The sequence below is a fragment of the Mycoplasma cottewii genome (genome assembly GCF_024918975.1).
Classification (GTDB): domain Bacteria; phylum Bacillota_I; class Bacilli_A; order Mycoplasmatales; family Mycoplasmataceae; genus Mycoplasma; species Mycoplasma cottewii.
In genome coordinates this window covers 332,828-346,879 of the sequence record NZ_CP103424.1, presented here as the reverse complement: position 1 = coordinate 346,879, position 14,052 = coordinate 332,828, and the positions used below count along the sequence as shown (strand labels likewise).

The window sequence follows — 14,052 nt, the reverse complement described above, 5'->3', positions numbered from 1 at the left end:
TTAACATATAAAAACCTCATTTCTATGTTTTTTACACAGAATTGTGAGGTTAATTTAAACTCTATTTAAAGTGTTTGTTAATTAATAAATGTAATACACCTAACATACCTGCATTGTTTTTATTCATTGCATATTTAATTTGTACTGGATTAATATTATAGAAATTGTAATTTTGTTTAAATCTTTCATTTAACATTCTTAAAATGTTAGGATCACAATTACTAAATCCTCCACCAAGATAAATCACTTCAAGACTCATTGTATAACTTAAAATAGTTAATAGATTAGCTAATTTATCTAAGTATTTGTCTAATTTTTCTTTTATAAAATCATTAGTTTGATATAACTGTCAAATATCAGGATTACTAATTTGTAAAGTTTCTTTTACATTTATATAAAATTTTGATCAAGATAATTCGTTATCAATAGTTTCTTTAGAATTAAATAATCTAATTGCTCCTACTTCTCCAGCAGTTCCATTATTACCTAATAATAGTTGTCCGTTTAATATAATACCAGCACCAACTCCAGTACCTAAAGTTAAAGTAAGAGAGTTTTTATAACTTGTATCAAATACATATTCAGCATAAGCAGCACTGTTTGCATCATTAATAACTTTAACTGGAAGATCAAGATTATTTTCTTTTAAAACTTGTTGAACAAATTTTTCAAATTCAAATCCTGTGTAATTTTTTATAGTTGAATTAGCATATTTAATTGTTCCAAATTCATCAACAACTCCAGCGGTTGCAATAGCAACACCATCAACAAATAAATGATCTTTAATAATGTCTTCTACTTGTTTTGATAATTCTTCTCTTGAAAGTTTTGTTGGAATACTAAATAATTCAACAGGTTCTAAATCAGAATGAAAAACACCATACTTAATAGCTGTACCACCAATATCAATAGCTAAAAACTTTTTATTATTAATATATTTTAAATACCACCTTTGTTATATTATCTTTTGTAAAATTAGGTTATTAATAAATAACACCTTAATATAAATTGTATCTAATTTTATAGACTTTTCAAAAGTAAAAATTTTAAATACTAAACTAAATTTTAAAACTATTTATCTAATCATAAATAAAAAAATCTTTATAAATATATAAAGATTTTTTGTAGTATTAATTCTATTTAAAATGTTTATCAATCAATAAATGTAATACACCTAACATACCTGCATTGTTTTTATTCATTGCATATTTAATTTGTACTGGATTAATATTATAAAAACTATAAGATTGTTTGAATTTCTCGTTTAAGATTTTTAGAATATTGACATTACAATAACTAAATCCTCCACCAATATAAATTACTTCCACACTAAGTGTATAACTTATAATACTTAATAGATTAGCTAATTTATCTAAGTATTTATTTAATTTATATTTTGCAAAATTGTTAGTTTGATAAAGATCTCATATATCCATACTATCAGTTTGTAAAGATATTCTTAGTTTTCTAACAAATTTTGATCAAGATAATTCAGTATCAACTTTTCTTTTAGAATTAAATAATCTAATTGCATTTAATTCTCCAGCAGTTCCATTAACTCCAGTTAAAAGTTGTCCGTTTAATATAATACCAGCACCAACTCCAGTACCTAAAGTTAATGTAACAGAGTTTTTATAATTAGGATCTAAAACATATTCAGCATAAGCAGCACTATTTGCATCATTAATAACTTTAACTGGAATATCAAGATTATATTTGTTTAGAATTTCTTTTACAAAGTTTTTTAATTCAAATGATGAATAATTTCTAATATTTGAATTAGCATATTTAATTGTTCCAAATTCATCAACAACTCCAGCAGTTGCAATAGCAATACCATCAACAAATAAATGTTTTTTAACAATATGTTCTACTTGTTTTACTAATGCATCTTTTCAAGGTCTTGTACGAACAGTAAATAGTTCAATAGGTTCTAAATCACTATTAAAAACACCGTACTTAATAGATGTACCACCTATATCAATAGCTAGAAATTTCTTATTAATCATATAAGATTTTAAATACTACTTTTGTAATTTCTTTTTCGTTTGCTTTTATTTTTGGAGCATGAGCATCTCACGGGAAGAATATAGCAAAACTTTTTGTGTTTTGATAAATAGTTTTTGAAGGTTTAGTTGCATATAAGTAACAATCATCTTTTTGATTATATTCAACTTCTTCATTTAAATCTTCAACAAATCTGTGACCAATATATTCATCACCAACTGCAAGAATATGAAGATCTAAATATTTATCATGAGATTCAAAAACTGCATTTTCTACATCTAAAGCTGTAACATCAAATTTGTTATAAAACAGTGTTTCATCAATTTGATTAATACCGTGTTTTAAATCTTTAATATCGTTGTTTAAAATAAAGTTAATTGCTTTATCAATGTTTTTGTGAATATTTAAATATTTTTTAATATTTGTTACTTTATCATAAATCATATTAACACCTATTTATTTGAACGTTTTGATTTAATTTTATTCAATAGTTCTTTTTTGAATTGTTTTTCGCTTTCTTTAATTTCTTGTCATTCTTTTTCTCCTTCTTCAACCATTTGGTTAAAGTCTTGTTTAGAGAAAGTATGAATTGTTAATCCATCTAATTCATCAATTTTTTTGTTTTTGAATATGAAACTTGATAGATATCCAACTGATAATGAAACTATGAATGCAAGAATAATAAAGTAGAATTGATCAACATTAGTAGCTATTTTTGCTTGACTTAATACAAATGGTACTGCAATAATTATTAATCCACAAATACCACCAATTATTGCTCCAATATTTGAAGTTCTTTTTGTAAATACTCCAAGAATATAAATACAAGTAACAGATACTCCAAATAATCCAATAATACCAGCAAATAGGTTTAAAATATCATCTGCTTTAACAACCATCAATAGAACAGCAACAAGTGTTCCTAAAATACCTATTCCTAAAATGATTCCTTTTGCTCAGTTCATTTTTGTTTTGTCTGACATATCAGGTTTAATTCTAACGATAATATCTTGAACTAAACAAGTTGCAGCTGAGTGAAGTGATGAAGAAACAGTACTCATTGATGCTGAATAAATACCAGCAATAATTAATCCACTAATACCAATTGGTAAAACAGTAACAATAAAGTAAGGGAAAATTTGACCTTCTTGAATACCTAAGTTTTTTGCAATTTCTTTTGGACCAACTAGACCAAGTGTTTGGTTGTAGTATGCATATAACAATGATCCCATTCCATAGAATAAGAAAATAGTTATTAATGATAAAATCGCATTTGTTCAAAGACCTTTTTTAACTTCTTTGAAACTCTTGTTTGATTTATATCTTTGAACAACATCTTGACTTCCGATGTATTGATAGAAAGTGTTAATTAATTGTCCGAAGAATAAAGTTAAAATAAATGGTTTAGCAAAACTTTGTGGAATAATAGCTTCTTTTGGTAATAATTTACCGTTGTTAACAATTATGCTATTTACATCTCCTAAGTTTGGCATTTTAGCTAAAGCAAAGATAATAGCTAAAACAATACCTCCAATTAAAACAACAGCTTGAATAAAGTCAGATCAAATAACTCCACTCAATCCACCTAATACAGTAGATACCACACAAATAATTCCTATGAAAATAGCAATTAGATATGGGTTAAGATTTGTAACAGCTGTTAAAGCAATAGTTGGTAGGTAAATAATTAATCCAACACGCACAATGTGGAATAAAATAAACATCACACTGGCAAATACTCTTAAAAAGTAACTAAAACGTTTTTCTAAGAATCCATATCCTGAAACGTCATTTAATTTTTGGAAGAACGGGATCATGAATCTGATTAATAATGGAGTTGCAATAAAAATTGTTAAATTTCCGAATGCAAATAATCAGTCAGTTGAAAACGCTCTAGCTGGCGTAGCCATATAAGTAATAGCTGATAGTGTTGTAGCATAAATTGAAAAACCAGCTACTCATCCTGGTGTTTTTCCACCAGATTTAAAGTACTCTTCTGTACCTTCTGCTTTTTGTAGTTTAGATTTAAATTTAAAATATAAACCTATACCTAAAGTAAATAGTAAATATATTCCTAATACTAGATAGTCGACTCAATGAAAACTACCCTTATTAGTTGCATTCGCAAGAACAGTCATTTGCTAAAAATCTTTCTTTAATTTCTTTTGCTTTATCAGCATATTTTGAAATTGATTGAGTCATAGGTAATCTACAAAATACTTCATCTAAGTTGTAATGTTGTCTGATGATTTCTTTTAATATAGCGTATAATCCATTTGCTAATACTATATCAATAAAATCATTTACGTCTTTTTGTAAAGCTAATGCTTCTTTGTTTTTATTTTGTTTTACAAGTTCAAAAATTTGTTTAGCTTTTTTAGCGTTAACGTTAAATGTTGAACCAATAAATCCATCAATGTTGTAAATTGATGCAGATAATTGTTGTTCATCAAATCCATAATAAACTAATTTATTAGGGAATTTTGCTTTAATTCTTTCTAAAGTGTATAAGTCAGTTGCAGTGAACTTAACTCCTTCAACACCTTCAATAGCAAATAATTTTTCAAACGCTTCCATTGAGAAATTAACTCCAGATAGAATTGGAATGTAATAAGCAATTAATGGAAGTTTTGTTGCTTTTTTAATTTCTCTATAATAATCAAGAATTTGATCTAAGCTAAATTTGTAGTAGAATGGAGTAACTGCACTAACTGCATCAAATCCTAATTCTTCAGCTAATTTAGCTTGTTCGATTGCTTCATAAACATTTAAAGAACCAACTTGAGCAATTAATGGAACTCTTTTATTTACATGTTTAGCAACGATTTCTAAAATTTCTTTTCTTTCGTTATTTGATAATAAGAATGCTTCTCCTGTTGATCCATTAACATATAATCCATCAACACCAGAAACTTCGATGTTATAATCAATAAACTTTTTTAAGCTCTCTTTATCAATTGAACCATCTTTTTTATATGGTATTAATAAAGCGGCAAAAACACCTTTTAATTTATCCATAGGTATTTTATCCTTTCACATAAATTTTTAAGTGTTTTATTTATAATCATTTGAGATTAATTAATAACACTGAGGGCACATAATTTTATTTTCTTGATGTACCCCTTAATATAAATATTATCAATTTTATTAACTTTTTCAAAATAAGCATATAGAGTTTGAAAAAACATAGAAAAAAACAACAGTTGAAAGTTATTGAAACCGGGACAAAATTATTAGACTAAATAGTTATGTTTATTATACACACCTCATAGTTCTTGAGGTGTTTTTCATTTGAATTTTTTAATATTCTTTCATTGTTATATCACTCAATGAAATTTTTAATACATTCTTTTAGTTCACTAAAAGTCATTTCTTTACTTTCTTTTCAAAGTTATAAAACATTTCTGATTTTAAAATTGAAAAGAAATATTCAGCTTCTCTATTGTCTAGAGAGTTACCTATTCTTGACATTGACACCACTCCACCTCGTTGCTTTATATACTCAAGATATTCATTCGATGAATATGTTACACCATGGTCTGTGTGAATAATAAAGTTTTTAGGAAATTTTGTTTTTCTAATGTGAGTCATAATTAAATTAGTGTCATTATATATGGATAAATTATAACTAACAATTTTCTTTGTTTTGTGATGAATTACGATAGATAAATAAACATGTCTTCCTTCTACATCTATTGGAGCAGGAATGTAACTAACATCACTTGCATAAATATCGTTTTGTAGTCCATTATAATCTCTATTAGCAATATTTGGATAATACACGTTAGTATTTTTTGATTCACGCTTTTTCTTGCACGTTGTTCTTACGTGACAGAAAAGACCTAATTTATTCATTGCTCTTCCTAGTGTTCTAGGGTTAATAATAATGCCATATGTCTTGAAAATATATGCTGATAGCCTTTCTCTACCATATCTTCCGTTTTGTTTTGCAAAAGCTTCTCTAATTATTTCTGCGTGTTCTATAACAGCTTCTTTCTTATCTTTTGATTGTTTCTTGATTTTGTAGTAAAAGTTGATTTAGGTATTCCAAGAATTTTCATTATTTCCTTGTTAGAAATATTTTCTCCAAATTTTTTCTTAATTTTTTCTATCAGTTCATCTAGATTGTCAACCTTATTTTTCTTTAAAATATCTTCTTTAAAAGGTCTGTTATTAACCATTCTAAAACTTCATGATCAATCTCTTTAATCACTTCGTTTCTTTGTTTATCATATTCTTCTTTGTTCTTTCTAGGTCTACCTGATCCTTTACCTTTTTAGGTGCTTTTCCTGTTTGTGATTCTTTTAGTTCCATACCTAAATTATAATCTTTATATTTTCTAGATAAATATCAGAAGGCTTCTTCTGAAAGTAAATAATTTTCAGAATTTCTAATTTTGCTATAAATATAACAAAATTCTTTTTAGTAATATTTTGAGATAAATATTCTTTGTAGTGCTTAAATACTTCTAACCACTCACTTACACTTAGTTGCTTTCCTCTTTTCATAAATACTCCTTTTTTGAAAAAAATAGACCCCCTAGGGGGTCTATCCCTTAGGGAGTCTAATAACTTTGTCCTACTCTCATTTTTCAAAGACTATTTTTCCTTCAACTATTGTTTTTAAAACATTTAAATCTTTATCTAAAACAACTAAATCAGCAAACTTATTAATTTCAATACTTCCTGTATAACTATAAATATTTAATTGCTTAGCAATATTTATTGATGTTGTTTTTATCAACTCATTTAGTGATATATTAGTTATATTTTTAAAGTTTTTAACTACACTATCATATGTTGCAACTGAACCTGCTAATGCATTATTTGATACTAGTCTTGCTTGATTGTTAGCTTTATTAATTTTTAAATTACCTAATTGATAAATTCCATCATCTAAACCTTTAGCATTTATTGAATCAGTTATTAAACAAATGCCATCAGCCAGTTTATGATCATAAACTAGTTTTATAATTTCAGGTTTTAAATGAATTTTATCAGCAATTATTTCACATAAAATATCTTTATGATTCAGAGCGCTTACAGCTAGTCCTGGGTTGTGATGATCAACTGCACTCATCGCATTAAATAAATGAGTTATATGTTTTACTCCTAATTTGTAGTATGGTTCAAATTCATCAGCTTTTATATTAGAGTGACCAGCACTTGGTATTATATTATTTTCTAGTAAATATTTTGTAAACTCACTGTTATCTAGTTCAGGAGCATAAGTAATTATTTTGACATTATTATTTGATATTTCATTTCATTTTTTAACTAGTTCGATATCTGGATTTTTTAATAAATCTTCTTGATGAGCACCTTTTTTAAATTTACTTATAAATGGTCCTTCTAAATGAACTCCAATACATTTAGCTTTTCCATTATTAAGTTTCATAAATTTGCTAAATTCTTTTAAGATAGTTTCAGTTTTTTGATCATCATTAGTAACTGTTGACTGAACATATCTTGTGATTCCTTCTTTAACAATATTATCAGCAAATGTTTTAAATCTGTTTTGATCACCTTGTTCAAAATCAACTCCATAACCTCCATGAGTATGACAATCAATAAAACCGGGTAGTAAAAAATTATTTTCTAAATCAATCGTATCATCTAATTTATAATCTGATCCAATTTCAACTATTTTTTTATCTTTAATAATTACATATCCATTATTAATAATTTCATTTTCTAATACAATTTGAGCGTTTTTTAATATCATAAAATCCTCCGTTATTTTAATTTTATAATAATTAGTTTTAAAACTTAAATTGTTAGTTTTTTAGTTGTTAATTTTAATAAATAATAAAACCTCAATTTAAATTGAGGTTTTTAACTTTTACGATATTAATTACTATTTATTTAATTTGTGATTTACAATGATGTTTTGTGGGTAATTATCTGGGTTGTAATCTTGAATTTTACGTTTTTCAAATAAGTTACCATCTTTAACTTCTTGACCACTTGTTATATGTTTACCATAATCAATATAAACTTGTAATAAATCTCCACCTTCATATGCATGTTTTACAGATTCTGGGTGTTTTGCATAATCTAGCATTGTATATCCATCTCCACCAATTAATAAGAAATCATTAGTTACAATTACATATTCTTGTTCTCTATTAATAGGTTTATTGTTAATTTTTAAGCTAGATTCATCAAGTTCATAAGCTCTATTATTACCATCAGCTTTAGTAATGTTGATGTTTGCTTTAACGTTAGATGAATATTGAGCATATCCTCCAGAAAATACTTTTGATGCACCGTGTTTCATAGCTTCGATTAATGTTGAACCTTTAACTTTAACTGCAGCAATTCTATTTCCAAATGGTGAAACTCCAAGTAAGTGAAGTTTTTTAACATCACCAGCAGCTATATCTTGACGTAATCCTCCACCATTAACTAAACCAATAACATTATCTTCAGAATAATTAACACCATCTTCTTTGTTATTTTTAATAAATTCTCAAGCAATACCATCAGAAGCAAATGCACCTAAGTTTGTTTGACTTACTCTTCCTCTTCAAGCAGTAACATCTCCTGAACTAGTTTGTGTTACTACATTATCTGCATGTTTAAATGCAACAGGAGAATTAAATACAACTACATCATTTTCTTTATTGAATTTCACTTCTAAATCACCAATTAATTCTTGAATTTCAGTAATTGTATTATTTTTACCACCTAAAAGTTCAGTATATTCAATAGTTCTTAGTTCTTGTTTTATATCAACTATTTTTTGCTCTTTAGCATCAACAACAATATCTAATTCACTTAAGTATTTAGTATAAGCTTCAGCTTGTGTTAGATAACTTTTTTTAGCAATTTTACCGTATTCTTCATGAGGAACTAAAGTATGAGAGTGACCATCTAAAATAAGATCAACTTCTTTTGTTTTTGTAGCAAATTCTCTTGCATCTCAGCTAGTATCAGGTCTGTTAACTCCTAAGTGAGTAATTGCAACAATAAAGTTAACACCTTGTTCTTTTAATTCACTAAATGCTTTATTTCCAGCTGTTACAGGATCTTCAAATTTAACATGAACTGAGTTTTTTGGATTTGAAGTATAAGCAGTATCTGGAGTTGTAATTCCTACAATTCCTGCTTTAATTTTTGGAGATATTTCTTTAACAATATATGGAGTAAAGACTTTTTCTCCTTCTTTAGCTAACGCTCCAGTTTTTGTTGTAACTTGTTCTTCAACTGCTCTTTTATTTCAAAATACACTAGCTGATAAAAATGGCATACCTTCTGTTGCTTTTTCAATATCAAACATATGTGGTAATCCTCAATCGAATTCATGATTTCCGATTGCAACTGCATCATATTTCATTTTATGAGCAACTTTAGAAATTGTCATTCCTTTATCTGAATCAGATAGTGGTAATCCTTGAATTAAATCTCCGGCTGATAATAATAAATCTCGATCAAAGTTTTTGTTTAAAATTTCAGCTAATCCTTGCATACCTGAATAATTATTGTGTTTAGATTCATCATATTTTAAACGTCCGTGTTCGTCATTAGTATGAACAATTTTTAATAATTGTTGATTAGAATTTGACTGGCTTTGCTTCAGTTTATTATATTCATCATTAACTTTTTTTCTTAATTCTTGTAAAACTGGAGTTTTTGATTTAACTCAAGCTTCTCTTTCGGTTTTTAGGTTTTGTAATTTAGTTGGATCTTTTTCATTTTCTATTGCTTGTTTTTTAGCTTTTAGAATTTGAATATTTTTTTCAATTTCACTATTGAAGTTATTGTAAACATTTTGATAACGACTTCTAGATACTTGTTCTGGAGTTATCCTACAAGCAATAACAGTTGAAATTGGTAAAGTTGTTACCAATAAACTTGTCATTCCTAATAAAACTTTGTGTGTACTTTTCATCAATTACACTCCTTTCTTAATGCTTCAATATGATTTTATAATTTTAAAAGCTTAATTTTTTGTATCTGAAGAGTATTTATGTATCTAAAAGTATTTAATTAATATAAAAATACATCCATATATCACTAAATATGTAAAACGCTTGAACGAAAAAAAATAGAATAAAAGTAAGTACCACTATGCACTAATGCTTTAGTTGTACTTATTTAAATTCGAAATATATTTTAAATTTATGAAAGGTACAAACAAATGAAAAAATTATTAACAATTTTAGGATCAGTTGCAATGGTTGCTACAACTGGTGCAGTTGCAGTTACATGTAAAACTGAAGCTAAAAAACCAGCTGACAAAATGGATAAAGATGACAAAAAAGACGACACAGCTAGAGATGATAAATCAGATAAAGAAGAGAAAAAAGAAGATGAATCAGAAGGAACTCCTGCACCAAATCCATCAGATAGAAGTGAAACTCCAGCACCCGTTCCACCAAAACCAGAAGGTGAAACTCCAGTGCCACCTGTAGCTCCAGCTCCATCAGCACCCGCAGGTACTCCAGAAGAAACTCCTGCAGGATAATAATCTAGTTTATTAGCTAAAAATAATTAAACAAGTCTTATGACTTGTTTTTTGTTTATGAAACTTAAAAATAAAAAATCTCTTATGATTGAGATTTTTTATTATGTCTATTTAAAACTTACAATAACTTGACCGACAAATTTTGTATTTCTATTTGCAGTTATTTTAGCTGAATGAGCTGTTATTTCTGAAATAGTAACATCACTATCTTGTAGATTAATATTTGGATTTTTCAAATTAATAGCATCTAGTATGCTTTTTATATCGTTTTGTTCAATTTTACCTAAATCAGTATTTTTGATAACTGTTTTTAAATCTAATAAAAATGTACATTTAAATTTAAGTGTTACTTCACCGGCAAATTTATTATTTCTTGGTGTAATAATACATGATCCATCTTGTGGTGATATGGCTCAAAAATTAATATCATTTTTATTTAAATTTTGTGTAGTATTTGGATTTGCTTTTTTAATAGCATCAAAAATAGTATCAACACTAACATCTGATAATTCACCAAGCTCAGTATTAGCAATTATATCTTTTAAATTTTGTTGGAATGTATATGTAATAGTAATTGAACCTCCTTTATACAATAATGAATTTGGTTTAGGACTAATTATTACTGATGAATATGTTTTAGTAAAAAAATCAACATCATCTAAAGTAAGGTAAATATCTGGATTTGCATTATTAATTGCATCAATAATTGTTTGATTATCAGTGTTATATATAATACCTATATCTTTATTTTTGATTACATCACTCAAATCTTGTCTTTCTAGTTTTGTTGAAAACATTAATGCAGATAAACTTTGGATTTGAGATAATGATTGTAAATAAGGGAATTGTTCCTTATATTTTTGTGATAATTTTCATCAATCAGTAAAATCTGTTCTATCAACATAATAGTTGTTAAATAAATCTGTTTGTTCAACAAATCCAGTGACATTTGAATATGTGATTATAGCAAAATCTCTATTATCTTTTGTAAAGTCATATTCATTAGTAACACCAAAACTTATATTGGATCCAAGAAACCATCCATGGTGAGCGCTTCTAACTACATTAGATCAGTTTTTTGGATATGTTGTTGTATATTTATCATCGCGATATCATCAATAAAGAGTAGACATTGCTTTATCAGGACCATCTATATATATTGGTTCACTATTATAAATATTAAAATTGTAAAAAGAAAAGTATTTATATTGTATTTCTTTTCAAGCGTGCATGTCTTTATTTTTCACAACATTTATGAGTTGTCTTTTTAAATTTTCATCACTTAAAAATGTTTTTAATCTATAAACATTATCATAACCATCTTTAGTAAATTTAGAAATATTTTCTATTTTTAATCTACTACCATTAGTATTAAATACATATTTAAGAATATTAAATCATTTATTAACAACTTCTGAGGCAAGTAGATCATCATCAACTACATATTTAATAAAATGAGTTAAACAATCTTGCATAACTTTAGCAGATAGATAAACTATTAATTGATCTTTAACTATTTGTCTATAATAAGCAACTACATCATCATATGCACCTTTATATGAATTTGGATAATCTTGATAACATATATAGTTATTAGTTGAACGTATGAAATCTGTAACGTATTCTATTGATAAAAATGCTATTTTTGATTTATTCTGTTCTAAAAAATCACTAAGTTGGTATCACAAAGTTAATCCACTTCAATCTGAAGTACTTCTTTGTAAATTGTTATAATAGTTTTCTACAGATCTAAGATCTTTTTCAAGTTCGGTTTTTTCTTTTAAATTTTGTTTCAACTTATTATTTGTTTGTTTTAAATTATTTTTATGAACTTGTTGAGTTATTGTTGTTAAATTACTTATTGGTTGACCAGATAAACCTAATGCAGATAACAATAAAAATGTTTTTAACATAATAATCGCCCCTAAAATATGAAAATGTGTTGTTTTATTATTGTTTTAATAGACTTATTTAAATGAATCGTGCTTATTATAATTTGAACAGTTAGTTAAAAAACTGAAAGTAGCAATAAGCCTTTCATATCCTACTAACATAATAAAATCCCCTTTGAAAATTAAAATTATTTTTAACTTATACTTTTATTATAAATCTAGATATGTTGTTGTTTGTTCGTTTAGTGAAACATTTTTCATTTGAGTTTTTGAATATAGTAAAAGACACAAAAAGTGTCTTTTCTATATTAACATTAAACAAAGTGTTACAAATAATTTTGTATTGTTAATTAAATTTTTTTAGATCTTTTAAAACTTTAAATCTAACAGTTGCAGCATCACTAAATTTTTTGCTTTTTGATGTAATAAGAGTTGGAGTATTTTCTGGTGAGATACTTAAAAAATTAATATCATCTAAAGTTAAATTTTGTATCTACATTTGCTTTTTTAATTGTTATTTATCTTGAATTCATAATGTTAATAAACTTTGTCTTGTTCATATAGAATCTACATCCGACCCAAAAGACTTAAGATAGTAACGTGTAAGATCTCCTCGTGAAGTATAATTAATTCTATCTATATAATAGTTATTTCATCCATCTGTATTTTGAACAAATGCAGTTAAGTTATAACTTCCATATAATTTAATAGTTGTTCCATCATCACAAACATAACTTTCTTTTTCATTATCTACAAAACTTAAATTGTAAGTTAAACTATCACCATCATGACCTTCAACAATATTAGTTCAATTACTTGGAAAAGGTAGTGGATCATCTACTCCCGAATAATATCATCAATATACATTATATAAACTTTTGTTAGGGCCAGTAATATTTATTGGTCGACCTTTATAAATATTAAAATTATAAAATGAAAAGTATTTATTATAAATTTGTTTTCATGAATCTAAATCTTGATTTGTTATAACATCAATAATTTTTTGTTTTAATTGGTTATCTTCTAATGCAGATTTTAATTTTCAAACATTACTAAAACCTTCATCTGGAACTTGTCATTTAATATAATCTAAATCAATTGTTCGTTCTCTAGTAAATATAGAATAATTCATTTTAAATCATGTATCAATAATTTCAGATTTTAGTTCAGTATTAATATTTGCATATTGTAATAAATAAGTTAAGCAATCCCCCATTACTTTTCCAGCAACATAAACTTCTAATTGTTCTCTAATTATTTGTTGATAATATGAAATTATACGGTTAAGTGCATCACCTGAACCTCTTTCACTTCAAAAACATAATATATGGTTTAAATGATTGATATTATGCGAATCATAAGAGATGTCTAAAAATTTAATTTTACTTCGATTTTTATTTAAAAAGTCCTTAACTCTATCTAATAAACCAGATGGGGTTCAAGTTGAAACATCTTGAAAAGCATTGTAATAATCTGAGACACTTAAAACATCACGTTCATAATCACTAGTAGTATCTTTTAGCTGTGCATTTTGTTTTAATTGCTTTTTTAAAACTGGTGTTGTTACTGTTGTTAAATTAGTTATTGGTTGACTAGATAATCCTAATGTTGACAATAATAAAAATGTTTTTATCATAATAAGCCCCCTTAATATTAATATGAAAATTTATTAATTGATTTTTTA

At 26.2% G+C, this 14,052-nt stretch carries 10 protein-coding genes and 2 pseudogenes; 1 reads left to right on the top strand and 11 read right to left on the bottom strand.

The genetic code is table 4. The annotated features are described in order from the left end of the window. Positions 1-61 precede the first annotated feature (61 nt). The 9 genes and pseudogenes from NX779_RS04520 to NX779_RS01500 form a co-directional block, all read right to left on the bottom strand. Complete coding sequence (locus NX779_RS04520) at positions 62-259, bottom strand: hypothetical protein (RefSeq protein WP_375162444.1); 198 nt, start codon at positions 257-259, stop codon at positions 62-64. Positions 260-457: 198 nt separating this feature from the next. Beyond that, positions 458-904, bottom strand: a pseudogene (locus NX779_RS04515) (ROK family protein); the annotation flags it as partial. A 232-nt stretch (positions 905-1,136) separates the two neighbouring features. After that, a complete protein-coding gene (locus tag NX779_RS01530; RefSeq protein ID WP_259430444.1) occupies positions 1,137-2,009 on the bottom strand; it encodes an ROK family protein in 873 nt (290 codons plus the stop codon). Next, entirely contained in the window at positions 2,002-2,451 is a 450-nt protein-coding gene (locus tag NX779_RS01525) for a NanQ anomerase/TabA/YiaL family protein (protein WP_259430443.1), read from the bottom strand. Before NX779_RS01525 ends, NX779_RS01530 begins: the two co-directional genes overlap by 8 nt. An 8-nt stretch (positions 2,452-2,459) precedes the next feature. Beyond that, entirely contained in the window at positions 2,460-4,145 is a 1,686-nt protein-coding gene (locus NX779_RS01520; RefSeq protein WP_259430442.1) for a sodium:solute symporter family protein, read from the bottom strand. Further along, a complete protein-coding gene (locus NX779_RS01515; RefSeq protein WP_259430441.1) occupies positions 4,120-5,025 on the bottom strand; it encodes an N-acetylneuraminate lyase in 906 nt (301 codons plus the stop codon). The genes NX779_RS01520 and NX779_RS01515 overlap by 26 nt, the downstream gene beginning before the upstream one ends. A gap of 215 nt (positions 5,026-5,240) precedes the next feature. Next, positions 5,241-6,515 (bottom strand): annotated as a pseudogene (locus tag NX779_RS01510) (IS3 family transposase). Positions 6,516-6,585: 70 nt separating this feature from the next. Further along, a complete protein-coding gene (nagA, locus tag NX779_RS01505; RefSeq protein WP_259430440.1) occupies positions 6,586-7,731 on the bottom strand; it encodes an N-acetylglucosamine-6-phosphate deacetylase in 1,146 nt (381 codons plus the stop codon). A 132-nt stretch (positions 7,732-7,863) separates the two neighbouring features. Then, positions 7,864-9,900, bottom strand: coding sequence for a bifunctional metallophosphatase/5'-nucleotidase (locus NX779_RS01500; protein ID WP_259430439.1), 2,037 nt, complete (start codon positions 9,898-9,900; stop codon positions 7,864-7,866). A gap of 249 nt (positions 9,901-10,149) precedes the next feature. Here NX779_RS01500 and NX779_RS01495 point away from each other — a divergent pair, with 249 nt between their 5' ends. Beyond that, positions 10,150-10,476 carry a lipoprotein gene (locus tag NX779_RS01495; RefSeq protein ID WP_259430438.1) on the top strand — a complete coding sequence of 109 codons (327 nt, stop codon included), beginning with the start codon at positions 10,150-10,152 and terminating at the stop codon, positions 10,474-10,476. 107 nt (positions 10,477-10,583) lie between these two features. Here the strand turns inward: NX779_RS01495 and NX779_RS01490 are convergent, their stop codons facing one another. Both NX779_RS01490 and NX779_RS01485 read right to left on the bottom strand, forming a co-directional pair. Beyond that, the gene (locus NX779_RS01490) at positions 10,584-12,389 is read right to left on the bottom strand and encodes a hypothetical protein (protein WP_259430437.1); all 1,806 of its coding nucleotides are present in this window, start codon (positions 12,387-12,389) and stop codon (positions 10,584-10,586) included. 493 nt (positions 12,390-12,882) lie between these two features. Continuing rightward, on the bottom strand, positions 12,883-14,004 hold the full coding sequence (locus NX779_RS01485) for a hypothetical protein (protein WP_259430436.1): 1,122 nt from the start codon (positions 14,002-14,004) through the stop codon (positions 12,883-12,885). Positions 14,005-14,052: the final 48 nt, after the last annotated feature.